The sequence below is a fragment of the Pseudoclavibacter sp. RFBG4 genome (assembly GCF_002931515.1).
Taxonomy (GTDB): Bacteria; Actinomycetota; Actinomycetes; order Actinomycetales; family Microbacteriaceae; genus Pseudoclavibacter.
Genome location: NZ_PSYC01000055.1, coordinates 1 through 22,352 on the forward strand (window position 1 = coordinate 1; position 22,352 = coordinate 22,352).

Consider the following 22,352-nt stretch of genomic DNA (forward strand, 5'->3'; position numbering starts at 1 on the left):
CCGCCCCCGCGTTCGTCGCCGAACTCCCCGCCCCCATCGCTCGCCTCGCGGAGGGTGTCGAGCTGCTCGACCCGGCGGATGCTCCCCTGTTGCGCTGGGGAATCCTCGGTGCCGGCCACATCGCGCGCAGATTCGCGCACGAGGTGCCCCGTCACACCCGGTCGGCGATTGCGGCGGTCGGGGCGCGCGAGCTGTCGCGCGCCGAGGCCTTCGCCCAGGAGCTCGACGTCGAGCGTGCGTACGGTTCCTACGCCGAGCTCATCGCGGATCCGAGCGTCGACGCGATCTACCTGGCAACCATCAACTCGACACACCACGAGCTCGCGCTCGCGTGCATCCGCGCAGGCAAGCCGGTGCTCGTCGAGAAGCCGTTCACGCTCAATGCCCGCGAGGCCCGCGAGGTCTTCGCCGCTGCAGAACAGCGTGGAGTGCTCGTCGTCGACGGCATGTGGACGCGGTTCCTCCCCCAGTTCACGGTGACGAGGCAGATCGCCGCCAACGGAATGCTCGGTCGCCTCGTCACCGCCCACGCGAACTTCGCCGGGATCATGGAGACCCCCGTCCCGCGCATCGTGGACGTCGAGCAGGGCGGTGGCGCGCTGCTCGACATCGGCGTCTACTCGGTCGCCGCGGTCCACGATCTCATGGGCTCGCCCGTCGAGGTCGCCGCGGCAGGCAACCTGCTTCCCGGGTACGCCGTCGACGGGTCCGCATCCGTCATCATGCGCACCGCGAGCGCCGTCGGCACGGCTCGGTGCAGTTTCGAGGGACGAGCCGCGTCGAGCGCGGAGTTCGTGTTCGAGCGCGGCATCGTCGAACTGCCCGGGGAGTTCTTCGTTCCGGGAATGCTCCGCGTGAGCGAGTTCGACCGCGACGGGTCCGGGGAGGCCACGGACGAGTCGACCGATGGCGTCAGCGGTGCCACCGTCAGCGAGTGGGATGCGACGGTGCCAGGCGGCTTCCAGTTCGAGGCCGCCGAGTTCGCGCGTCTCCTCGCAGGCGGGGCCACGCAGTCTCCCGTGATGCCCTGGCAGGCATCCATCGAGATCTTGGAAGTGCTCGACCAGGCCCGGGCCGCGGTTGGCGTCGTCTACCCGGGCGAGACGACCCCGTAGCCCTCCCGCTTGCCATGTCTCGAGGATGTGGTTACAGTGACAGCGGCTTGTCACTGCTTCCGCAGGCAACACCGCAGCTGTTTCGACGACGATTTCAGCAAGCGTGTTCCTAGGAGAGCAAGATGATCATTCGGCGGGTACTCAACAACAACGTTGTTGACGCGTTGGACGACTCCCTGCAGGAGGTCATCGTCTTCGGCAAGGGACTCGGCTTCCGCTCGAAGCCGGGCGAGCGCGTCGACCAGTCGCTCGTCGAGAAGGTCTTCCGGCTCGAGGACGACGCTGCCAGCCGGCACTTCGCCTCCATCGTCGACTCGATCCCGGCCGAGATCCTCACCGCCACCGCCGACCTCGTCGCCCGCGCGCGCGCCGAGTTGAGCGCGAAGATCAGCGACAGCCTCTACGCGAGCCTCGCCGACCACTTCGTGTTCGCCGTGCAGCGCGCCCGCGACGGCGGCGACTTCACCGTGCCGCTCGCCGTCGAGGTGCGCCGCTACTACCCGAGCGAGTACGCCTTCGCGAAGAGCGCCGTCGCCGAGCTCAACTCGCGCCTCGACGTCGACCTCCCCGAGGAGGAGGCGACGAGCATCGCCCTCCACGTCATCAACGCGCAGGTCGGCGGCGCCGCCGACAGCGCGGCCCGCCTCATGGAACTCACCCACTCGATCCTCGACATCGTGCGCCTCCACTTCGGCCTGCACTACGACGACGCCAACTCGTCGTACCTCCGCTTCGTCACCCACGTGCGCTTCTTCGCGCAGCGCGTGCTGCTCGGCGAGACCGTGCAACGCGACGACGCCGAGCTGCTGCGCATCCTCACCGAGCAGAAGCCGGCAGCGTTCTCGAGCGTCGACAAGGTGGATGCGTTCGTGAAGCGCAGCCACGGGCACGCGATGAGCGCCTCCGAGAAGGTCTACCTCGGCCTGCACATCGCGAACTTCCTCTGACACGGCACCGCCGCATCCACCCCACAGTTTTCAACACCCCAAGAATCCACCGCAGCGTGAGGGCAACCGCGTGAAGCCGGGATTCTCCCCAACCAGGAGACACCCCATGAAGTATGAGAAAGACGCCGCAGCGATCATCGCCGCAGTCGGCGGCGAAGAGAACATCTCCTCGCTCTACCACTGCGTCACCCGCCTGCGCTTCGGCCTGAAGGACAACACGAAGGCAGACCAGTCCGCGCTCACCGCGATCGGGCCCGTCGTCGGCGTCAACGACGCCGGCTCGCAGTACCAGGTCATCATCGGGAACGACGTGCCGCTGGTGCACAAGGCGATCGTTGCTGACCTGCCGCGCCTCGCGAGCTCCGAAGAGAGTGCAGCGGATGCATCCGCCGGCCCCAAGGGCGGCAAGCAGAAGCTGCACACCCGCTTCTTCGACTTCATCTCCGGCGTGTTCGCACCCATCCTCCCGGCCATCGCCGGCGCGGGCCTCCTCAAGGGTGTGCTCGCCCTCATCAACGCATTCGGCTGGGTCGACCCGAGCTCGCAGACGTTCCTCATCTTCTCGGCCATCGCCGACGCGGTCTTCTTCTTCCTCCCGATCGTCGTCGCCGTCTCGGCAGCGCGGAAGCTCAACGCGAACCCCTACGTCGCGGCGTCCCTCGGCGCGGTCCTCGTCTACCCGGCGCTCACGACCATGCTCAGCGCCGGCGAGCCGGTCGCGCTCCTCGGGGTCACGGTCACCTCGGTCTCCTACGCGTACTCCGTCATCCCCGTGCTGCTGGGCGTCTACCTCATGTCGTGGGCTGAGCGCCTCTTCACGAAGATCATCCCGTCGTTCCTGAAGCTGACCTTCGTGCCCATGCTCACGCTCGTCACGGTCGTCCCCATCACCCTCGTCGCCCTCGGCCCGCTGGGCACCTTCGTCGGCAACGGCGTCGCCGGTGGCATCAACTGGGCGCTCGACAACGGCGGCGCACCTGCCGGTTTCGTGATCGGCGCGCTGCTCCCGCTCATCATCATGACCGGGATGCACTACGCGCTCGTCCCGTTCATCCTGCAGAACCTCGCGACTCTCGGCTACGACAAGTTCCTGCCCCTCACCTACGTGCAGACGTTCGCGACCGCCGGAGCCGTCTTCGGCGTCTTCCTCCGCGCCAAGAACGCGCAGATCAAGGCACTCTCCCTCTCGACGACCTTCACGGCCCTCATGGGCGTCACCGAGCCAGCCCTCTACGGTCTCGCACTCCCGCTGCGCCGCCCCCTCATCGCATCCATGGCAGGAGCCGGCGTCGGCGGCGCCATCTCGCTCGGCTTCGGCGTGCAGGCCTACGTGCTCGCCGGCAACGGCGGCCTCCCCGGCCTGCCGGGCCTCGTCGGAGCCACCTTCGGGTGGGCGATCCTCGGCATCGTCCTCGCGTTCATCGTCTCGACCGTCGTCTCCGCCATCCTCGGCATCGACGAGTCGATCCTCGCCAAGGCCTCCCAGACCGTCGCGGCGAACGAGAAGCCGGCGGCCGCAGCCACCGCAACCACGGCGACGGATGCACCCCTCGCGCCCTCGAGCGGCGAGCTCATCGCCTCCCCCATGGCAGGCGAGCTCATCCCCCTCGACGACGTGCCAGACAAGACGTTCTCGCAGCGTCTCGTCGGCGACGGCGCCGCCATCCGCCCGACCAGCGGTCACGTCACGTCGCCCGTCACGGGTGAAGTCGTCACCGTCTTCCCGACCAAGCACGCCGTCGCCATCCGCAGCGACCAGGGCACCGAAGTGCTCATCCACATCGGCATCGACACGGTCTCCCTGCAGGGCCGCGGCTTCGAGGCGCACGTCGCGGAAGGAGACCGCGTCACCATCGGCGACCCGCTCATCGACGTCGACCTCGACGCGGTCAGCGCAACCAACGACACCGTGACGGTCATCGTCATCACCAACCTCGGCCTGCGCTCAATCGTGCCGGGCACCCCCGGCACGCGCGGGAACGGCGACGCGCTCATGCACGTCCTCTCCACCATCGACGCCGAGGCCAGCCGCAAGGAGGCAACCGCATGACACGCACCACGGAGCAGCGCACCGCAACCGACCCGAGCCCGCACGGAGCCTCCGGCGCCTTCCCCAACGGATTCCTCTGGGGCACCGCATTCGCCGCGAACCAGGTCGAGGGTGGCTTCGACCAAGACGGCAAGGGCCTCTCGCAGGCCGACGTCATCCCCTTCCGCAAGACCGGCGACTACGTCGACATCACCTCGCTCATGAAGGCGACGGATGCGCAGATCGCCGAAGCCATCGCCACCCCGGGCGCAGCCGGCTACCCCAAGCGCTCGGCAAGCGACTTCTACAACCGCTGGGAGGGCGACGTCGAGCTCTTCGCGGAGCTCGGCCTGAAGTCACTGCGCATGTCGATCGCCTGGTCGCGCATCTTCCCCAACGGCGACGACGCCCAGCCCAACGAGGAAGGCCTCCTCTTCTACGAGCGTCTCTTCACGCGCCTCCGCGAGCGCGGCATCGAACCGGTCGTCACGATGTCGCACTACGAGATGCCCCTGCACCTCGTCACCGAGTACGGCGGATGGTCGAACCGCGCCGTCGTGGGCCTCTTCGAAACGTACGCGAGGACCATCCTCACGCGGTACCGGGGACTCGTGCGCTACTGGCTGACGTTCAACGAGATCAACACGACCCTCATCGAGCCGTACACGGGCGGCGGCATCATCGAGCGCGAACCCGAGGACGGCGTCGACCCGCGCCAGGTCGGCTACCAGGCGCTGCACCACCAGTTCGTCGCGAGCGCCCTCGCCACGAAGGCCGCCCGCGAGATCACCCCGGATGCGCAGGTCGGCTGCATGCTCGCCCGCATGGCCCACTACCCGGCCACCTCGGCGCCCGCCGACATCGTGCGGGCCCAGTGGGACAACAACATGAACCTGTTCCACACCGACGTGCAGGTGCGCGGCCGGTACTCGGGAACCGTGCGGCGCTTCTGGCGCGACACGGGCATCCACGTCGCCATGGAGCCGGGCGACGGGGCGCTCCTCGCCGCCAACACGGTCGACTTCATCTCGTTCAGCTACTACATGAGCCTCGTCTCCTCCGTGAGCCCCGAGCAGTACGGCGCAACGGGCGGCAACCTGTTCTCGACGATCAAGAACCCCCACCTGCAGACCACCGAATGGGGCTGGCACCTCGACCCGGAGGGCCTGCGGTATGTGCTCAACGATCTGTGGGACCGCTACCAGGTGCCGCTGTTCATCGTCGAGAACGGGCTCGGGGCGACAGATGCGCTCGAAGGGTCCGGCGACGACCGGGCCGTGCACGACGCGTACCGGATCGACTACTTCCGCCAGCACCTGCAGCAGGTTCGGGAGGCCATCGAGGACGGCGTCGACCTGCTCGGCTACACGTCGTGGGGCGGACTCGACATCGTGAGCGCCTCCACGTCGCAGATGACGAAGCGGTACGGGGTCATCTACGTCGACCTCGACGACGAGGGCGCCGGCAGCGGCGACCGCGTGCGGAAGGACAGCTTCCACTGGTATCGGGAGCTCATCGCCTCGAACGGCGCGACGCTCGAGGCGCTGCCCGCAACCGGCGCGTAGGCACCGGCCGTCGACCACGGCCGTTCGTCCCGAGAGGGCCGCCATGCGTGCATGGCGGCCCTCTTCTGCCGCGCGGCATCGGCCAGCCGGTCGATACGCTCGAAGCCACGCCCTGGACCGCGGCCTCTCCCAGTGAGGGGCAGCAGGTATTGGGAGGACGGGGAAGAAGCGGGCAGGCCGCTTACGCGGAGAGCTGCGTGCCGTCGAGCTTGGCGTCTTCGGCGGCGCGATCGAGCGCACGCGAAACGGACGAGCTGCCGACGCCGAGCACGGTCGCGATGCGCTGGATGCTGTGCCCTTGGGCGCGCATGTTCAACGCCTGCTCTGTGCGCTCGGGCGTCATCACGGACGGGCGGCCGCCGACGCGGCCCTGGGCTCGCGCGTGCGCGAGCCCGCGCTGTGTGTTCTCCCGAATCGTGTCCACGCGGAGCTGCGCGAAGGCGGCGACGATGCCGAACAATGCGCGCCCCATCGGCGTGGTCGTGTCGATGTCGGGCTCAGTGAGACTCTTGATGTCGATGCCGCGATCGTGCAGCTCACTGATGGCCTGAATGGCCATCGTCTCGCTCCCCGCGATGCGGTCGAGACGGCGCACGACGAGGGTGTCACCCTCGCGCAGATAGTCGAGGCAGGCGAGCCACTGCGGCCGCTTGGCGGTGCCCGTTCCGGCGCCGGGTCGAGTGGCCTCCAGACACTGCGGGGCCCAGCGTCGCAGAGTCCGCGCCGCAACGCCCGAGTGCTCCGCTAGACGCGTCCACGGCACGCCGTCCTGGTGTTGGCGCACAAGCTCGGCTTTCTGCCGGTCGCTGAGGTGCGCCATGATCCCTGTCAGGCCCGCTCGACGTGCTCGGCCAAGTGCCGATAGATCGTGGGCCGGGACACCCCGAACGTGTCGGCAATTTCCTGCACTGTGTGGCCGCCTTCGAGAATCAGCTTGCCAGGCTCTCGGTATTCATGCTTCACTACTAGCGTGTCTCGTATACAAGCTCGACAGGATGCGCAACTGACGCGCGCAGTGCTCCCGTTGGTAGTTCTGCAACTTATTCAGCAGGAGGAGTCCTACGGGTATGAGTTGGTCGAGCGCTTGACGGCGCTCGACCTCGAAGTCAGTACGGGGTTGGTATATCCCGTCCTGAACCGGCTCGAACGGGACTCTCTCGTCACGACGTTCTCCAGGTCGTCGCCGAGTGGCCCACCTCGTAAGTACTTCGCGCTGACGGATGCAGGCGAAATTGCCCTCGCGGTCGCCCGACATCAGTGGGAGCAAACTGCTACGGCCGTGTCCGAAGCCATCGAACTCGAAAGGCAATGAGCATGTCACACTTCACTCAAGCCAAACATTCGACATCCATGCGCGCATCCATGTATTTGCTTCGTCTGGACTGGCACCTCGAGGGAGTCGTCTCTGCCTCCGAGCGCAGGCGCATCCTGAGAACGCTGCGCGACGAGATTGACACGGATGGGCGGCCGGTGCAAGCGGTAATTGCCGACCTGGGTGCCCCGCGAACACTTGCAGCACGCTATGGCGAGGGAGGATGGATGCGGCCGCTCTGGTCAATCGGCACGTTGACTGCCGCGGCAGCGCTCGGCACGTACTGGGTCGTGTTCCTCTCGTTCGCGGGGGGCATGCTGGCGGTGGTGGATAGCGTTGCACCGATGAAGGCGGAGGCAACCTTCTTCTTCGTGCCCGTCAACGCGTTCTCGAATGATCAGGGCTTCGGCATTGGGTGGTCGGGGGGATGGGAATGGCTCGTCGTGCCCATCGTCATCATCGCCATCTTCCTGCTCGTCGGCGCAAGGGTCTGGCGCCTATTCCGTCGCGACAGAACGACCACCGAGTAGATCGAAGGATCAATCGGTGATGGCGGGGACAACCACCACTCCCCAAGGTCGATGACAGAGATCGGCGTCACTGCGCCGCCACGAGGCGAATTGACTCACGCATTAGACAGGACATACATCGCCGTGATCACGGCGACATTTGCGGCTGTGATTCACAGACGTTGACGGCGTCCGGCTCAACCTCTCCCCCACAAACGATCGTTTGCGGGGGAGCAGCTGCCGGGCCATGCTTGTGGGAACGAGCCGAGCGCGACGCCGAGGAGCAAGCTGATGACCGTCCGTCTGGACAGCCCGAAGCGGATGACCACGATCTCGTACCGCCTGCACGACGCGGCCGATTTCGAGACCTCCAAGGGTGGCTATCTCGTGAGGCCAACGTCCTGCGAGGTGAAGTGGTTCTCCGGTGCAATCGGCAAGATCGAGGTGACGGGAAACGTCGTCTCTCGCAAGACGGGACTCGTGGGCAACCGGCTCATCAGCGAGACGTTCATCATCCACGCGGCCAGCGAGGGGGAAGACGTGAACCCGAGCCAGGCCTTCGACGGCCCCGACGTAGTCGTGGAGATCTTTCAAGCCGCAGTCGCGCTCGGCGAACGCGGTTCCATTGACTGATAGCAGGACGGCGGTCACTGACCGGTTCCGGCAGCGGCTCGGGCATCCAGGCTCTGGCACTGGAGGTCAGCAGCTGACATCACTCGCCCCATAGACCCGAGCGGTCTGGTCGAAGCGGGAGCGACCCATGGCCTGCGATCTCGGTCCAGTCACCGTCATAAACGATCAGTTTCGAGCGATTGCTGAAATCCACAAGACCGCATCCGCACCGCTTTCAGAGACCCAGTCTCAAGGTCGTACTACGACCGGAAACGAGCGCAAGGCAAACGCCACAACCAAGCACTCGTGAGCTCTCGCGAGACGACGCTGCGACGTTCTCTACGCAATACTCCGAGACGGCACCATCTACCAGCCACCTATGGCTCCTGCCGCTTGACAAGACCATCGGCCCTCCTCATCTGAAACGGACCCCAATTGCCCGCCTCCCCCCAGCGCCGCCGCTTCGCGCTGTTCGTGCTCTTCTTCCTGCCGGGCATCACGATCGCATCCTGGGTGACCCGCACCCCCGACGTCCGGGATGCGCTCGGCGCGTCGACCGCGGAGATGGGGCTGATCCTCTTCGGCCTGTCGGTCGGGTCGATGGTCGGCATCCTCAGCTCGGGCCGGCTCGTCAGCAGGTTCGGCGCGCGCCCTGTCATCGCCGTCGGCATGACCCTCGTCGCGGCGAGCGCGCTGACGATCGGGGCGGGTGCGGCGCTGGCCTCCGGCATCGTCGTGGCCCTCGGGCTCGCCCTCTTCGGCCTGGGCATGGGCGGCGCAGAGGTGGCGCTCAACATCGAGGGGGCTGACGTGGAGCGGCAGCTCGGCAAATCGACGCTGCCCGCCATGCACGGCTTCTTCAGCCTCGGCACCACCATCGGCGCAGTCGGCGGCATCGTCGCGACCGCCACATCCTTCCCCATCCTGGCGCACCTCAGCATCGCCGCCGTGGTCGTCGCGGTGGGGCTCGTCGCCTCCATCCGCCTCCTTCCCCCGGCTACCGGCAGGGCGGCGCTCGAGGCGAGCACCGTTAAGGCAGATGCGCCAGCCAGCAGCCCGCTCTGGCGCGACAGGACGCTGCTGCTGATCGGCGTCATCGTGCTCGCGCTCGCCATGGCCGAGGGCAGCGCCAACGACTGGCTCCCACTGGTCATGGTCGACGGGCACGGCTTCGACGCGGCCTGGGGCTCCGGCATCTTCGCGGTCTTCGCCCTGTCGATGACCGTCGGACGGTTCGTGGGCGGCTCGTTCGTCGACCGCTTCGGGCGGCCCGCGGTGCTGTGCGCGAGCGCGCTGATCGGCGCGGCAGGGCTCGCGCTCATCATCTTCGTCGACAACCAGGCGGTCGCCGCCTGCGCCGCGATCCTGTGGGGCCTCGGCACGGCACTCGGCTTCCCTGTGGCGCTCTCGGCCGCTGGCGCATCGGGCGACCGGCCGGATGCGCGCGTCGCGTTCGCCGCGACGCTCGGCTACATCGCGTTCCTCGTCGGGCCGCCAGCGCTCGGCTTCCTCGGCGAGGACTTCGGGCTCAGGTCCGCGCTCATCGCCGTGCTGACCCTCGTCGCCGTAGCGGCCGTCGCGAGCTGGCTGGTCGGCCGCGGGGCACCGCGGCAGGAGGGCTCCGACGTCGCAGTCGCACCGCGATCGAGCTCCGAGAACTCGACCTCGCAGCGCTGAAGACGCCGGCGCTCGTCAGCTACCCGGTTCGTTGCGACACAGGCGGATTCAAGCCGCCCGCCGGAACGCCTGCGCGTTCGCGACGACGACTCCGACGATGACGATCGCCCCGCCCACGAGCTGCCCGATCGTGAACGGCTGGCCGGCCAGCAGGGTGAACGCGACCGTGAACACGGTGATCAGGTTCAGGAACACCCCTGCTCGGGCCGCCGGGATGACGGCGAGCGCGCGGTTCCAGAGCAGGTAGGACAGCACCGACGGGAACACTGCGATGAGCAGCAGCGACGTGAGCGCTTCCGCTGAGACCGGGAGCTGCGGGCCGCCCGTCGCGAAGGTGACCGGCGCGACGAGGAGCACGGTGATGACCGCCTGGATCGACGTCGAGGTGATCGGCGGCAGCGGCGGCGATCGGCGGCCGATGATCGTGTAGGCCGTCCAGATGCCGACGGCGCCGAACATGAGCAGCTGCCCGATCCCGAACCCCGCCTCCAGGAACGCGCCGACATCGCCGCCGCTGACGACGACGAACACGCCGACGAGGGCGATCACGACGCCCCAGACGCCGGTGCTGGTGAGGCGCTGGTTCAAGAAGACTGCGGCGGCGACCGCGATCACGGCGGGGTTGAACGCGTTGATGAGGGACGCGCTGAAGGCGTCGCTGTACTGCAGTGCGGCGTAGAGCGTCAGGTTGTAGCCGACGAGCCCCGTGCAGCTGAGGGCGAGCAGCCACGGCCAGGCTCGCAGCACCTCACGCCATTTGGGACGCTCCACGAAGTGCGCGATCGCGAGCAGCGGCACGGCGGCGAGCGTCCAACGCCACAGCACGAGGCTGAGCGGGTCCATGGTCTTGAGCACCGCCTCGCCGACGATGTAGTTGCTCGCCCAGAACAGGGTCGCCCCGAGCAGCGACAGCACTGCGATCACCAGCGAGCGACGAGCGGATGCGTCCTGCGCCGCACCCAACGAGCCCACACTCACGAGCACCCCCCCTGACCCGGGCAGCGGAACGCGGCTCGACCACGTCAGCCTAGCCAGGCGGTACCGCGAGTGCGGTCGCTTCGCACCGGGCGGAACCTGGCCGCGTGCTTCTAGCATCCACGAAACGTACAACGGGTGTTATACACTCGATCATGGTCAGAATCACCTGGGACCCTGACGCGGTCGCGCATATGCGCGACCGTCACGGAGTCGAACCCCACCAGGCTGAGGAAGCGCTCGACGACCCGGAGGCCCTCCTCCGCTCACCGGACCCAGTAAGTCGATCCGGCAGATCAGACCGGTACATCGGACGGAGCACATCGCTTCAACAGCTACTTGTGGTGATCGTGATCAGGCACGATGGACGCCTCTTCGGCGGCAACGCCTGGCCTGCCAATGCTTCCCATCGAAAGCTCCACGAAGAACGGCGAGACAATGACTGACGCACTCCCCCAGGACGCACGCGACGCGATCCGCGCCGAGCTCGAAGCGGACAGCCCCGAGTATCGAGAGACCACCGCTGAGGGGCAGTGGACGAAACCCAACCATGGGCCATCTCCGCTCTTGACGCTCCGGGTACCCGCGGAGACGCTTGAGGCACTGCAAGCACTTGCGGCGAAGAATGGCGTGTCGCTGTCGACACTCACTCGAGGGTTCATCTTGGAGGGGCTCGCCGCGCACCAGGGCGACGATCTGCGCGTCGCGATCGAGCGCCTCGAGCGTGACCTCGCAGCTGTGAAGGCGCGCGCCCTCGCGAGTTGAGGAGACCTGGCGCGAGTCGCAGCGGGGCCCAGTCGCGTTCCCGTAGCGTTGCTCGAGTGAGAACCGTTGGCGTTGACCTGGCCGCCGAGCCCACCCGGACGGCGCTCGCCGCCATCGAGTGGGGAGCGGATACGGCCCGTGTGGCCGAGCTGCGGCTCGACATCCACGACGCGGACATCGTCGCTCTGTCGGTGGATGCGACGAGCATCGGCATCGACTGCGCGTTCGGCTGGCCCATCGAGTTCGTCGAGTTCGTGACGGCGCACGCAGGACGGGCGACGGGGGCGCGCACGCACTCCGGCATCGACCTGCGTCGGCGTCTCGCCTACCGAAACACGGACCGGGTCGTGCGCGAGCGCACGGGGCGGTGGCCGCTGAGCGTATCCACGGACCGGCTCGGCATGACGGCCATCCACTGCGCCGAGCTGCTCGAGGCGTTCGAGTCGACCGGCGAGGAGGTCGACCGCTCCGGCGGCGGACGCTTCGCCGAGGTCTACCCCGCCGCGGCCCTGCGCGCCTGGGGGCTGCTCACTCCCGGGTACAAGACGAAGCCGGAGGCGCGCGTCCTGGCGGCGGCGGCGCTGCTGGATGCGCTCCCCTGGCTCGAGACGACCGACGAACAGCGAACGCTCCTCGGCCGCTCCGACGACGCCCTCGATGCCCTCGCCGCGTCACTCAATGCACGCGCCCACGCGCTCGGCAAGACGCTGCCCGTCGCACCAGAGCTGCTCGACGCCGCGAAGCTGGAAGGTTGGGTCGCCCTGCCGACCTGCTCCATCGCCGAGCTGGCACCCCACGCCTGACGCCTGACTCCTGACTCCAGCCGGAACCGCCGCCGAGCGCTCAGCCGCCGCACCTAGCATCAGCGCATGACTCGAGCTGCGCGCAACTGGTTCACCGAGGGCGGGCGGGCCTACGCCGACTTCCGCCCCAGCTACCCCTCGTCGCTGGCCGCTGAGCTGGCCGAGCTCACGCCGAGCACGGACCTCGCCCTCGACGTGGGCTGCGGGAACGGCCAGTTCACGACCACCCTCGGCGACGTCTTCGAGAAGGTCGTCGGCCTCGACCCGAGCGAGGAGCAGATCGCCAACGCCGCGCCGCATCCGCGCGTCGAGTACGTGCAGGCGCCCGCCGAATCGCTGCCGAGCAGCATCCACGACGACTCCGCCAGCCTGGTCAGCGTCGCCCAGGCCGCGCACTGGTTCGACCTGCCCAAGTTCTACGACGAGGTCACCCGAGTGAGCGCCGACGGCGGCATCCTCGCACTCCTCTGCTACGGCATCCTCCACGTCGACGACCCGGCGATCGACGACCGCGCCCAGCGTTTCTACGCCGACGACCTCGGAGCGTACTGGCCGCCGACGAGGCGCCTCGTCGAACGCGAGTACCGCGACCTCCCCTTCCCGTTCGAGGAGCTCGAGTTCCGCGCCCCCAGCATCGAGAAGAACCTCACGCTCGATGCGCTGCTCGGCTACTTCTCGACCTGGTCGGCCGTCCGCGCTGCCCGCGAGGCCGGCCGGGAGCATCTCCTCGAAGACGTCGGCCGTGACCTCGCCGAGCTCTGGGGCGACCCCTCGACCGAGCGCCGGACGACCTGGCCCATCGGCGGTCGGGTCGGGCGAGTGAACCGGTAGCGCGGGCCCCGCATCCGCTCGGCAAAGCTGAGTAGCATGCCGACCATGCCCATCAGACTCGAGAATGTCGGCATCGCCGTCCGCGACCTCGAAGCGACCATCGCCTTCTTCACCGACCTCGGCCTGACCGTGCTCGGCCGCGACGAGGTGAGCGGCGAGTGGGCGTCCACGGCCGTCGGCCTCGACGGGAACCACGCGAAGATCGCCGTGCTGCAGACACCGGACGGACACGGACAGCTCGAGCTCTTCGAGTACCTCAACCCCGAGGCCATCGAGACCGAGCCGACGCTGCCCAACGAGATCGGCATGCACCGCGTGGCGTTCTCCGTCGACGACCTCGACGCCTCGCTCGCCATCGCCGCCAGGCACGGCTGCCATCCGCTTCGCGGCGTCGCGAACTACCAGGACGTGTACAGGCTCACCTACCTGCGGGGGCCGAGCGGCATCATCGTGATGCTCGCTCAGGACCTCACGAAGAGCTGACACGCCGCGCAGCAAGCCCGACCCCGGTGCCCGGATCGCCGACGAGGGGAACCGAGGACGGAGACCGAGCCGGAGACCGAACCCCGACCGTTCCCGCCACCTCCGCAGCGCCGCCTACCGTGACCAGCATCAGTGCAAAATCGTCCGAAACCGAGCGCAGGCTGCCCCAGCGGGCCGAATCTGCACTGATGTTGGTCAGCCGCCGACCGGAGCTCCGTGCTCAACGCGAGCCTCGTCATGGAGCTCCGCGTGAACTCATCCGTGATCGCGCGCCCGACGATCGGGGCGCTCGGGGTTCCGCGATCGGTGCCGTCGGCTACTCACTCGCCAGGTACTGGGCGAACGAGACGGGCGTCCTGCCCGTGACCCGTTCGACGTCGACCGAGACCCTCGACAGCTCACCGCTCGCGATCGCCGTGTACGTGCTCACCCAGGCATCGTTCTGCCAGGGCGGCGCGCCCCACTTCGCCCGCGACGCGTACGCCTCCTCGAGCGTCTCGTCGTGGAACGTGACGGCGGTGCCGCTCGCGTGAGCGATCGCGTCGGCGATCTCGGCCGCGCTGAGGGCCTCAGGTCCGGTCAGGTCGTAGCTCGCACCCTGATGCGCATCCGGCGCAAGCATCACGCTCGATGCGACCGCGGCGACGTCGGCGCGGCTCACGATCGACACACGTCCGTCTCCCGCGGGGCCGCGCAGCACGCCGTCGTCGCCCACGAACATGGGCATGACGTCCATGTAGAAGTTGTCACGCAGGAACGTCCACGCCATCCCCGACGCCTTGAGGTGCTCCTCCGTCGCGAAGTGGTCTCGCGCCAGCGTGAACGTCGAGTCCGGCGATGCCCCGAAGAACGACGTGTAGACGACATGCTCGACCCCGGCGTCTGCCGCCGCGTCGATGAACGCGCGATGCTCGTCGAGACGAGTCTCGCTCTCGGACGCCGACACCATGAAGAGCGTGCGCACGCCGCGCAGGGCGGCCGTCGATGCGGCACGATCCGCGTAGCTGAAGGGCGCGACGACGCAGCCGGGCAGCTGGGGCGCCTTCGCCGGCGTGCGCGCGAGGAGGAGCTGCAGGGCTCCCGCATCCGCAAGCTGCCAGGCGACGCGTCCGCCGACAGCGCCCGTGCTGCCGGTCACCGCGACGCGCTCCGCACGTGAGTCGCTCATGCCGCCCTGCTCTCGTCGTACCGCAGCTGCGCATCCCCGACATCGGACATGTGCTCGGCCGCCCAGTCGGTGAGGATGCGGAGCGGGCCGAGCAGGCTGCGGCCGACCTCCGTCAGCTCGTAGTCGACGCGGGGCGGCACCTGCGGGAAGACGGTGCGCGTGACGAGGCCATCGCGTTCGAGGCCGCGGAGCGTCTGGGTGAGCATCTTCTGCGAGACGCCATCGACGGCCGCCTGGATCTCCGAGAATCGCTTCGGCCCATCGTGCAGCGTGCCGACGACCAGCACCGTCCAGCGATCGCCGATCCGATCCAGCAGTCGCCGCGACGGGCAGTCTCGGACGTACGGGTCCCACAGCGGCTCGGACATGGCCCACCCTTCCTCGGAGTATCCACAGGTTACCCAGTTACCAGTGGAGACTCAAGAGGTGCGCAAAGGGCACTTCGCGGTAACCGACTCCCCGCAAAGTGCCTTCTTCCCCTCCCCGCAGTCGGTCTCCTACGGTGACCTTCGGCGGCTGAAACGGCCGCCGCGACGAAAGGACCATCATGGCCAAGATCACCATCCTCGGCGGGACCGGATACGCCGGCAGCCACCTCGTCCGGGCGGCAGCCGCCGCTGGACACGAGGTCACCTCGTTCAGCCGCTCGCGCCCCGCAGAGCCGATCGACGGTGTCAGCTACGTCAACGGCAGCGTGCTCGAGGACGGCACGCTGGAGCATGCGATCGATGGGGCCGAGGTCGTCGTCTCCGCACTGGCACCCCGCGGCGAACTCGAGGGACGCACCCGCGGACTCCTCGCGAAGGCCGCCGAGCTCGCGGCTTCCAAGGGAGTGCGCTTCGGCGTCATCGGTGGCGCCGGCTCGCTGTTCGTCGCCGAGGGTGGCCCGAGGCTCTTCGACACGGAAGGCTTCCCGGATGCGGTGAAGCCCGAGGCCTCCGAGATGGCGGGCGTGCTCGACGACCTGCGCGCATCCGCCCCCGAGCTCGACTGGTTCTACGTGAGCCCTGCCGCCGCGTTCGGCGCCTGGGCGCCGGGCGAGGCGACCGGCGAGTACCGCATCGGCGGCGACGTGCTCCTCACCGACGCGAACGGCGACTCGAACATTTCCGGTGCCGACTTCGCGACGGCGATCGTCGCCGAGATCGACACGCCCACCCACCGCCGCGCCCGCTTCGGCGTCGCGTACTGACTGACGTTAGCCCCAGCCTCACGCCGCTTGCAGCGTTCCACATCCAGTCGCAGACCTGGGGGTTGCGCATGCTCGTTGCTCAGCAAGCATGCGCAACCCCCAGGTCTCCGGGCGGACAGACAGCCCGGCGTCATCTGGCGACGCGAAGCGCCCGAACCCGGAAATGGGGTTCCGTCCGATGCTACGCCTCGCTATGTACCGAGTCAGCGACCGCGCGTCGAGTCCCGACGCTCCGCGCCGCCTTCCGCAGACCGGCTTCGACCGCTAGCAGCAGCAGAGCCAGGAACGCGCATCCGCTCACGACGAACAGCGCCCCCGACCAGCCCGAGTGGTCACCACCGCTGGTTCCGAAGCCGTCTGCGATCGACATCCCGATCGAGAACGACGCCCAGAAGTAGGGTGGCGCGCCCAGCATCAGGATGAGAAGGCCGCACACGGCACTCCCCCGCCACGTTGCCTGGCGACGAAGAGCGAGCAGCAGGTTCCCCAGGCTGAGCGCAGCGCCGATCACCGCGAACGCCACGACCCACCCCACCGCGAACGGCTCGTTGGCCGCAGCCGCGTCTCGATAGATCTCAGGCAGGGTTCGGTCGGGAACCGCGGCAAGCGGGTTCAGCACGAGGACCTGCAGCGCGCCGAGCGCCACGTATGCGAGGGCGAGCAGGGAACCAGCGCAGCCGATCGCGATGGCCGCGGCCGACCGCTGTGCTTTCTCGATGCTCATGCGAGCGAGACTACCGATCGCCGGAAGAGACCGCGTCACCATTCAGACGAAGAACAGCGCGACCGCGAAGCAGCCAGCCGCGAGCGCGAAGTGCAGCGTCGCCATCTTGCGGCTCGCCTTCACCTCCCCGGTCGTGAGACGCGCGTAGACCTCGCGGAAGCGCTCCCGGGGGCGATCCTTGAACAGGATGCCGAGCACAAGCGCGAACACGGTCGGCACCGCGTAGATCACCGTGTAGGCCGCGAGCGCCGCAACCGCCGTCGGGGCGGAGACCTCGGCGTCGATGAGGCGCTCCACGGCAAAGAACATCGGGAACGCGTTCGGCAGATCCGCGACCGTCGCGACGACCCCGAGCGGAAACGCGGTGGCCGGATTCACCCAGCGCAACAGCGGGTAGCCGCGGCGCTCGCGAGTTCGGAAGCGCCGCACCCCGAAGACGAGAAACAGGATCCCGAAGCCGAGGAAGATGATGCGGCGCATCCACGTGGCGAGGTCGTCGACGAGCGTCCCGGCGAAGCTCGCCCCGAAGTACACGAGCATCGTCAGCCCGAAGAAGGCGGCCGCTGCGCCCGCCGCGTAGACCCAACCCGTCGGGACCGGTCGCTGCACGGTGAGCAGGATGAGGATGACAACCGCGATCGTCGACAGGTTGAGCGAGTCGATGACGGCGAGGCCGATGAGCGCCGCGACCAGACCGCCGCTCACCCCTCGCTCCCCCGCATGCCGTGGACTCTACCGGGCGGGCCGTCCGCTGACTCGCCTCGCCGGCCGCGATGCCCGCCGCGCCTGACCAACTTCAGTGCTCATTCGGCTGAAAACGCTCCTCAAAGCCAGCCAGGCTCCGGATGAGCACTGAAGTTGGTCAGGCGGCCCGGGGCAGGCAGGGCAGGCAGCTCAGCCAGGGCAGGCGGGGCGAGCTGGGAACGGCAGCTCAGCCAGGGCAGGCGGGGCGAGCAGGGAACGGCAGCTCAGGCAGGCAGCGGCGACCACAGGCCGGGACCGCGCCTCAGCGCCTCAGCGCACCGGCACGTCCGCGAGCGCCGCGGCGAGCGCATCCGTGAACCGGCCGATGTCGTGTTCCTGGAACGACAGGGGTGGCCGCACCTTGAGGACGTTGTTGCTGGGACCTGCCGTCGAGGTGAGCACGCGGTGCTCGCGCAGCGCGTTGACGAGCGCGAGCGCGGTCACCCCGTCGGCTTCCTTGCTGGATGCGTCGGCGACGATCTCGACGCCCGTGAACTGCCCGGCGCCGCGGACGTCGCCGATGCGCGCATCCCCCACCGAGCGGATCGCGGCGCGCAGCTGGTCGCCGACACTCGCCGCACGTTCCGGCAGCCCTTCGTCGCGCAGCACATCGAGCACCGCCTGGGCGGCGGAGATCGCCACCGGGTTCCCGCCGAACGTGTTGAAGTACGGGATGTTCGTGGCGAAGGGCTCGAGCACCTCGGGGCGCGCGGCCATGCCGGAGACGGGGATGCCGTTGCCCATGGGCTTCCCCATGGTGACGATGTCGGGCACGATGTCGTGCCTCGCGAAGCCCCACATCCGCGGCCCGAGGCGACCGAAACCCGGCTGCACCTCATCGGCGATCCACACGCCGCCGGCCGCGTGCACGGCGTCGAACGCCGGCTTGAGGAAGCCGCTCGGGTCGGCGGCGACGCCATCGGATGAGAAGACGGAGTCGGCGAGGAAGGCCGAGAACTTCACCCCATGCCTGGCGAGGTCGGCGATGGCCGAGCGGATGTCGGCGGCGAGCTTCTCGCCGACGAGCTCGGGGGCGGTTCGGTAGGTGTCCGGCCCTGGCACGGTGCGCACCTCGAGCCCGAGCGTCTGCCCGCTGCCGAGCGCCGGGGAGACGCCCGAGGTCAGCCCCGAGGTGCCGTGGTACGCCTCGCTCGTGACGATGACGCCGCTGCCGCCGGTGTACGCGGCGGCGACGCGCAGGGCGAGGTCGTTCGCCTCCGACCCCGTGCACTGGTACATGACCTGCCCGATCTCCGCCGGCATCGTCGAGAGCAGGTCCTCCGTGTAGTCGAGGATCGCCTCGTGCAGGTAGCGGGTGTGGGTGTTGAGGGTGCCAGCCTGCGCCGCCATCGCAGCCACGACCCGCGGATGCGCGTGGCCGAGGCTCGCGACGTTGTTGTACATGTCGAGGTACTCGACGCCGTCGTTGTCATAGAGGTACGTGCCGCTGCCCCGCACGAGGTGGACGGGGTTCGAGTAGAAGAGCCGGTAGGAGGGTCCGAGGAGCCGCGTTCGCCGCTCGACCATGGCCTCGGTCTCGGCCGCCGCTGAGGACTCCCCCACCCGGTAGCTGTTGCCGTCCATGATCGTCGATCTGCTCACGTGACGTGTCCTCTCCCGCGGGCGCACTTCGCCCGGTCGGCGCTTCGATCCTGTCCGGCCCAGTCGAGCGCACTGTTTCCTCCCGGTAAATCGTGTGTAACGAGTGCCCGTGCATCGCTCATCTTCAGCGAATCAGCACCTAGACATGGATCACCCCGCACTCAGCCGGCACACACCAGAGCCGCCGCGATCCGTGCATCCGCTGCACGAATCGCCCCAGCCCGAGGAGACGACCATGATCGAGGCAACGCTCAAGCAACCCGTGTCGGGGCTGCGCGTCTTCGACGCCCTCGTCAAGGGGGAATCGGCTCCCGCCTGGCTGCACGACGGGATGCTCGCGGCGTTCGGGCTCCCGCCCGAGGCCGAAACGAAGCTCATCTCCGTCTCCGAGAACGCGTCGTACCTCGTCGAGCTGGCAGGCCAGCCGATCGGCGTCGTTCGCCTGCAGCAGCCCGGCTACCAGGAGGGCGAGGGGCAGCTGCGCTCGGAGATGCTATGGGTCGAGGCGATCCGCGACTCGGGATGCGCGGAGGTCCCGTCTCCCATCCCTGGCGCCGACGGACAGGTGGCGCAGAGCATCCCGTCCCCCGACGGGATGCCCCTCAAGGCGGTGTACTTCGAGCATGTTCGCGGCTCGATCCTGCAGGACGTCGAGGACGCGACGCCGTGGTTCACGGAGCTCGGGCAGATCACGGCCCGCCTCCACGACCACGCGCGCAGCTGGCGGCGACCGGCGGGATTCGACCGGTTCACGTGGGGTCTCCCCGACCTTCTCGGCTCGACCGCGAGGTGGGGCGACTGGCGCCGCGCCTCGCTGACGCCGGCGCAGCTCGATCAGCTGGAGCGCGCCGAGATGTCGGCCCTCGGCCTCGTGCAGGCCGCGCCGGCTGGCTGGCAGGACTGGGGGCTCGTGCACTCCGACCTGCGCCCCACGAACGTGATCCGAGACGGCGAGCGGCTGATCGTCATCGACTTCGACGACTCCGGCTTCAGCTGGTTCCTCTACGACTTCGCGTCCGCGCTCACCTTCCAGGAGCACAAGCCCGAGGCTCGCGTCATGGCCCGCAACTGGATCGATGGGTATCGATCCGAGGGGCGACTGACGGATGCGCAGCTCGAGCTCGGCTGCGCGCTCTCCATGGTCCGCACGCTCACGATGCTCGGCTGGAGCACGACCCACCGCGATGAGGCGCTCCCGCCGGACCTGCAGGGCGGTGGCGTCATCGACGCCGCGCTGTTCACGGCCGACCGGTTCCTGGCCTCCCCGACCTGGCTCATCGACTGACCCCAGCGGCTGTGGTCTGCCGACCGCCGCCGCGTACCCGAGGCCGAAGGCCCCATCACGAGCGCGGTGCGCCCGCGAGCCGCCCGCTCCCCAGACTGCTCCACCCGTGCATCCCGCACGCCATCTCCCTCCATGACCCCAACACAAGGAGCCATGTATGCCCGCTGCCGATCTCGCCTGGATGCTCGCCGCATTCGGACTCGTCCTCCTGATGTTCCCCGGAATCTCGTTCTTCTACGGAGGAATGCTCAACAGCAAGAACATGCTCAACATGGCCATGATGGTCTTCGGCTCGATGGCCGTGGTCGCCGTCATCTACGTGCTGTTCGTGCACGGCATGGTGCTCGGAAACTCGGTGGGGGGCGCCGGAATCATCGGTGACCCGCTCGCGTTCGTCGGCATGGAGTCGTTCATGACGGACTCCTCCGAGGGCGACATCATCGCCGTCGACGCCTACTGGGGTGCCTTCTACATCCTGTTCGCCGCCATCAGCATCGCGATCGTCGCATCCGGTGCGGCTGGGCGCATGAAGTACTGGGCGTGGCTGATCTTCGCCGCGCTGTGGACGATCCTCGTCTACGCGCCCCTCGCCCACTGGGTCTTCGCGTTCACGAGCGACGACGGCGAGACGGTCGGCGGGTGGATGCGCAACGTCCTCGGCCTGCACGACTACGCGGGTGGCACGGCGGTGCACATGAACGCCGGCGCTTCGGCAGTTGCCCTCGCGCTCGTGCTCGGCCGCCGCAAGAACACGGAGCTCCGCCCGCACAACATGCCGCTCGTCCTTCTCGGCGCCGGCCTCCTCTTCTTCGGCTGGATCGGCTTCAACGGCGGAACGGCCGCAGGCGCGAACTTCCTCGCCGGCTACGTGGTGCTCACGACAACCCTGTCCGCGCTGACCGGCGCGTTGGGCTACCTGCTCATCGAGCGCATCCGCGACAAGCACGCCACGACGCTCGGCATGGCGACGGGCATGATCTCGGGCCTCGTCGGCATCACCCCGGCAGCGGATGCGGTCACCCCGCTCGGCGCGCTGGCCCTCGGCTTCATCACGGGTGCCGTGGTGGCGCTCTGCATCGGCTGGAAGAACCGCGCCAAGGTCGACGACGCGCTCGACGCGTTCTCGGTGCACGGCATCGGCGGCATCGTCGGGGCCCTGTTCGTGGTGTTCCTCGGCGCGGCCGCGGCACCGGCTGGCATCGCGGGCCTCTTCTTCGGCGGAGACCCGAGCCTCCTGTGGCGTGAGCTCGTGGCCATCGTCGTCACGTGCGTCTACGCGTTCGTCGTCACGTACCTGATCGCGTGGGTCATGAACAAGATCGTGCCGATCCGCGTGCCCGACGAGGTGGAGTCTGTCGGTCTCGACCGCGGCATCCACGCCGAGAGCGCCTACGAGTTCGAGGCACGTTGACCATGATGGAGACAGGCCGCTTCGGTGCGCTCGGCAGGTCCGAGTTCACCCCGCGCGATCAGAACACGCAGTCGACGCGCGACCCCCACGACCAGAACGCACAGACAACGCCAGCACAGAAGAGGAGCGCACGCCGATGAAGCTCGTGACCGCAGTGATCCAGCCGACGAAGGTCGACGATGTGAAGGATGCTCTCGAGGCCGCAGGCTTCACGGGCCTCACGATTACCGAGGTGGAGGGGCACGGCCACCAGAAGGGCCTCACCGAGTACTACCGCGGGCAGGCCGTGAAGGTCTCGTTCCGCGCCAAGACTCGTGTCGAGGTGCTGGTCGCCGACGAGACGCTCGAGAAGGCTCTGGACGTCGTGGTCGAGGCGGCCCGCACCGGCAACGTCGGCGACGGGAAGGTGTGGGTGACGGATGTCAGCCACGTCGTCCGCGTGCGCACGGGCGAGTCGGGCCCCGCGGCCGTGTAGTCCGCGCACCGTGTAGCTCACGCCATCGCGGTGCCCGAGATCGTTGTGGCCCGTTGTTGCTCCCGGCACTGGGAGCAGCAACGGGCCACAACTTTGCGGTTGGGGAGAGGCGCGGGACGAGGCGAGGG

The 22,352-nt window shown here is 68.4% G+C and carries 24 protein-coding genes and 1 pseudogene; 17 read left to right on the forward strand and 8 right to left on the reverse strand.

Going from position 1 to position 22,352, the window contains the following annotated elements:
• The 4 genes from C5E10_RS17630 to C5E10_RS17645 all read left to right on the forward strand — a co-directional run.
• Positions 1-1,115: Gfo/Idh/MocA family protein (locus C5E10_RS17630; protein WP_104332751.1), on the forward strand; the 1,115-nt coding region annotated here is incomplete at its 5' end.
• Positions 1,116-1,237: 122 nt separating this feature from the next.
• Positions 1,238-2,062: a PRD domain-containing protein gene (locus C5E10_RS17635; protein ID WP_104332752.1), complete on the forward strand. Its 825-nt coding sequence runs from the start codon at positions 1,238-1,240 to the stop codon at positions 2,060-2,062.
• Between the two features lie 106 nt (positions 2,063-2,168).
• Positions 2,169-4,112: a beta-glucoside-specific PTS transporter subunit IIABC gene (locus C5E10_RS17640; protein WP_104332753.1), complete on the forward strand. Its 1,944-nt coding sequence runs from the start codon at positions 2,169-2,171 to the stop codon at positions 4,110-4,112.
• Positions 4,109-5,656 (forward strand): glycoside hydrolase family 1 protein, encoded by a 1,548-nt coding sequence (locus C5E10_RS17645; RefSeq protein ID WP_104332754.1) that lies wholly within the window; start codon positions 4,109-4,111, stop codon positions 5,654-5,656. The genes C5E10_RS17640 and C5E10_RS17645 overlap by 4 nt, the downstream gene beginning before the upstream one ends.
• Positions 5,657-5,837: 181 nt before the next feature.
• Here the strand turns inward: C5E10_RS17645 and C5E10_RS17650 are convergent, their stop codons facing one another.
• Complete coding sequence (locus C5E10_RS17650; RefSeq protein WP_104332755.1) at positions 5,838-6,476, reverse strand: recombinase family protein; 639 nt, start codon at positions 6,474-6,476, stop codon at positions 5,838-5,840.
• An 8-nt stretch (positions 6,477-6,484) separates the two neighbouring features.
• Complete coding sequence (locus C5E10_RS17655; RefSeq protein WP_258071204.1) at positions 6,485-6,619, reverse strand: helix-turn-helix domain-containing protein; 135 nt, start codon at positions 6,617-6,619, stop codon at positions 6,485-6,487.
• Positions 6,620-6,671: 52 nt separating this feature from the next.
• Here C5E10_RS17655 and C5E10_RS17660 point away from each other — a divergent pair, with 52 nt between their 5' ends.
• The 5 genes and pseudogenes from C5E10_RS17660 (at position 6,672) to C5E10_RS17680 (ending at position 9,766) form a co-directional block, all read left to right on the forward strand.
• Entirely contained in the window at positions 6,672-6,968 is a 297-nt protein-coding gene (locus C5E10_RS17660) for a PadR family transcriptional regulator (protein ID WP_258071206.1), read from the forward strand.
• 2 nt (positions 6,969-6,970) lie between these two features.
• On the forward strand, positions 6,971-7,498 hold the full coding sequence (locus C5E10_RS17665; protein WP_258064888.1) for a hypothetical protein: 528 nt from the start codon (positions 6,971-6,973) through the stop codon (positions 7,496-7,498).
• 270 nt (positions 7,499-7,768) lie between these two features.
• The gene (locus tag C5E10_RS17670) at positions 7,769-8,110 is read left to right on the forward strand and encodes a hypothetical protein (RefSeq protein ID WP_104332757.1); all 342 of its coding nucleotides are present in this window, start codon (positions 7,769-7,771) and stop codon (positions 8,108-8,110) included.
• A gap of 210 nt (positions 8,111-8,320) precedes the next feature.
• Positions 8,321-8,486: pseudogene (locus C5E10_RS17675) on the forward strand (IS110 family transposase); the annotation flags it as partial.
• Between the two features lie 38 nt (positions 8,487-8,524).
• Positions 8,525-9,766: an MFS transporter gene (locus C5E10_RS17680; protein ID WP_104332758.1), complete on the forward strand. Its 1,242-nt coding sequence runs from the start codon at positions 8,525-8,527 to the stop codon at positions 9,764-9,766.
• Positions 9,767-9,814: 48 nt separating this feature from the next.
• On the opposite strand, the gene C5E10_RS17685 is transcribed toward C5E10_RS17680, so the two are convergent.
• Positions 9,815-10,744, reverse strand: a complete 930-nt coding sequence (locus C5E10_RS17685) for a DMT family transporter (protein ID WP_258071205.1) — start codon at positions 10,742-10,744, stop codon at positions 9,815-9,817.
• Positions 10,745-11,179: 435 nt separating this feature from the next.
• On the opposite strand from C5E10_RS17685, the gene C5E10_RS17690 reads away from it, so the two are divergent.
• The 4 genes from C5E10_RS17690 to C5E10_RS17705 all read left to right on the forward strand — a co-directional run bounded on the left by C5E10_RS17690 (position 11,180) and on the right by C5E10_RS17705 (position 13,623).
• On the forward strand, positions 11,180-11,506 hold the full coding sequence (locus C5E10_RS17690; RefSeq protein WP_146080332.1) for a ribbon-helix-helix protein, CopG family: 327 nt from the start codon (positions 11,180-11,182) through the stop codon (positions 11,504-11,506).
• Between the two features lie 56 nt (positions 11,507-11,562).
• Positions 11,563-12,309, forward strand: a complete 747-nt coding sequence (locus tag C5E10_RS17695) for a DUF429 domain-containing protein (RefSeq protein WP_104332761.1) — start codon at positions 11,563-11,565, stop codon at positions 12,307-12,309.
• 66 nt (positions 12,310-12,375) lie between these two features.
• On the forward strand, positions 12,376-13,140 hold the full coding sequence (locus C5E10_RS17700) for a class I SAM-dependent methyltransferase (protein ID WP_104332762.1): 765 nt from the start codon (positions 12,376-12,378) through the stop codon (positions 13,138-13,140).
• A gap of 45 nt (positions 13,141-13,185) precedes the next feature.
• Positions 13,186-13,623, forward strand: a complete 438-nt coding sequence (locus C5E10_RS17705; protein WP_104301535.1) for a VOC family protein — start codon at positions 13,186-13,188, stop codon at positions 13,621-13,623.
• Between the two features lie 316 nt (positions 13,624-13,939).
• On the opposite strand, the gene C5E10_RS17710 is transcribed toward C5E10_RS17705, so the two are convergent.
• Positions 13,940-14,791 carry an SDR family oxidoreductase gene (locus C5E10_RS17710; protein WP_104332763.1) on the reverse strand — a complete coding sequence of 284 codons (852 nt, stop codon included), beginning with the start codon at positions 14,789-14,791 and terminating at the stop codon, positions 13,940-13,942.
• Positions 14,788-15,159, reverse strand: coding sequence for a helix-turn-helix domain-containing protein (locus C5E10_RS17715; protein WP_104244573.1), 372 nt, complete (start codon positions 15,157-15,159; stop codon positions 14,788-14,790). The genes C5E10_RS17710 and C5E10_RS17715 overlap by 4 nt, the downstream gene beginning before the upstream one ends.
• A 179-nt stretch (positions 15,160-15,338) precedes the next feature.
• Here C5E10_RS17715 and C5E10_RS17720 point away from each other — a divergent pair, with 179 nt between their 5' ends.
• Positions 15,339-15,983, forward strand: a complete 645-nt coding sequence (locus tag C5E10_RS17720; protein WP_104332764.1) for an NAD(P)-dependent oxidoreductase — start codon at positions 15,339-15,341, stop codon at positions 15,981-15,983.
• Between the two features lie 181 nt (positions 15,984-16,164).
• Here the strand turns inward: C5E10_RS17720 and C5E10_RS17725 are convergent, their stop codons facing one another.
• The 3 genes from C5E10_RS17725 to C5E10_RS17735 all read right to left on the reverse strand — a co-directional run bounded on the left by C5E10_RS17725 (position 16,165) and on the right by C5E10_RS17735 (position 19,053).
• Complete coding sequence (locus C5E10_RS17725; protein WP_104332765.1) at positions 16,165-16,707, reverse strand: hypothetical protein; 543 nt, start codon at positions 16,705-16,707, stop codon at positions 16,165-16,167.
• Between the two features lie 42 nt (positions 16,708-16,749).
• Entirely contained in the window at positions 16,750-17,412 is a 663-nt protein-coding gene (locus C5E10_RS17730) for a GAP family protein (protein WP_104332766.1), read from the reverse strand.
• 309 nt (positions 17,413-17,721) lie between these two features.
• Positions 17,722-19,053, reverse strand: a complete 1,332-nt coding sequence (locus C5E10_RS17735) for an aspartate aminotransferase family protein (protein WP_219820410.1) — start codon at positions 19,051-19,053, stop codon at positions 17,722-17,724.
• Between the two features lie 235 nt (positions 19,054-19,288).
• Here C5E10_RS17735 and C5E10_RS17740 point away from each other — a divergent pair, with 235 nt between their 5' ends.
• From C5E10_RS17740 to C5E10_RS17750, 3 genes are all read left to right on the forward strand, one after another.
• Positions 19,289-20,338: a phosphotransferase enzyme family protein gene (locus C5E10_RS17740; protein ID WP_181062823.1), complete on the forward strand. Its 1,050-nt coding sequence runs from the start codon at positions 19,289-19,291 to the stop codon at positions 20,336-20,338.
• 157 nt (positions 20,339-20,495) lie between these two features.
• Positions 20,496-21,749: an ammonium transporter gene (locus C5E10_RS17745; RefSeq protein WP_104332769.1), complete on the forward strand. Its 1,254-nt coding sequence runs from the start codon at positions 20,496-20,498 to the stop codon at positions 21,747-21,749.
• A 136-nt stretch (positions 21,750-21,885) separates the two neighbouring features.
• Complete coding sequence (locus tag C5E10_RS17750; RefSeq protein ID WP_104332770.1) at positions 21,886-22,224, forward strand: P-II family nitrogen regulator; 339 nt, start codon at positions 21,886-21,888, stop codon at positions 22,222-22,224.
• Positions 22,225-22,352: the final 128 nt, after the last annotated feature.

Coding starts and splice junctions, on each gene's coding strand:
- C5E10_RS17710 (WP_104332763.1), bottom strand. CDS start 14,791: ATGAGCGACTCACGTGCGGAGCGCGTCGCGGTGACCGGCAGCACGGGC.
- C5E10_RS17720 (WP_104332764.1), top strand. CDS start 15,339: ATGGCCAAGATCACCATCCTCGGCGGGACCGGATACGCCGGCAGCCAC.
- C5E10_RS17740 (WP_181062823.1), top strand. CDS start 19,289: ATGATCGAGGCAACGCTCAAGCAACCCGTGTCGGGGCTGCGCGTCTTC.
- C5E10_RS17705 (WP_104301535.1), top strand. CDS start 13,186: ATGCCCATCAGACTCGAGAATGTCGGCATCGCCGTCCGCGACCTCGAA.
- C5E10_RS17640 (WP_104332753.1), top strand. CDS start 2,169: ATGAAGTATGAGAAAGACGCCGCAGCGATCATCGCCGCAGTCGGCGGC.
- C5E10_RS17715 (WP_104244573.1), bottom strand. CDS start 15,159: ATGTCCGAGCCGCTGTGGGACCCGTACGTCCGAGACTGCCCGTCGCGG.
- C5E10_RS17725 (WP_104332765.1), bottom strand. CDS start 16,707: ATGAGCATCGAGAAAGCACAGCGGTCGGCCGCGGCCATCGCGATCGGC.
- C5E10_RS17750 (WP_104332770.1), top strand. CDS start 21,886: ATGAAGCTCGTGACCGCAGTGATCCAGCCGACGAAGGTCGACGATGTG.
- C5E10_RS17745 (WP_104332769.1), top strand. CDS start 20,496: ATGCCCGCTGCCGATCTCGCCTGGATGCTCGCCGCATTCGGACTCGTC.
- C5E10_RS17635 (WP_104332752.1), top strand. CDS start 1,238: ATGATCATTCGGCGGGTACTCAACAACAACGTTGTTGACGCGTTGGAC.
- C5E10_RS17665 (WP_258064888.1), top strand. CDS start 6,971: ATGTCACACTTCACTCAAGCCAAACATTCGACATCCATGCGCGCATCC.
- C5E10_RS17650 (WP_104332755.1), bottom strand. CDS start 6,476: ATGGCGCACCTCAGCGACCGGCAGAAAGCCGAGCTTGTGCGCCAACAC.
- C5E10_RS17700 (WP_104332762.1), top strand. CDS start 12,376: ATGACTCGAGCTGCGCGCAACTGGTTCACCGAGGGCGGGCGGGCCTAC.
- C5E10_RS17645 (WP_104332754.1), top strand. CDS start 4,109: ATGACACGCACCACGGAGCAGCGCACCGCAACCGACCCGAGCCCGCAC.
- C5E10_RS17690 (WP_146080332.1), top strand. CDS start 11,180: ATGACTGACGCACTCCCCCAGGACGCACGCGACGCGATCCGCGCCGAG.
- C5E10_RS17670 (WP_104332757.1), top strand. CDS start 7,769: ATGACCGTCCGTCTGGACAGCCCGAAGCGGATGACCACGATCTCGTAC.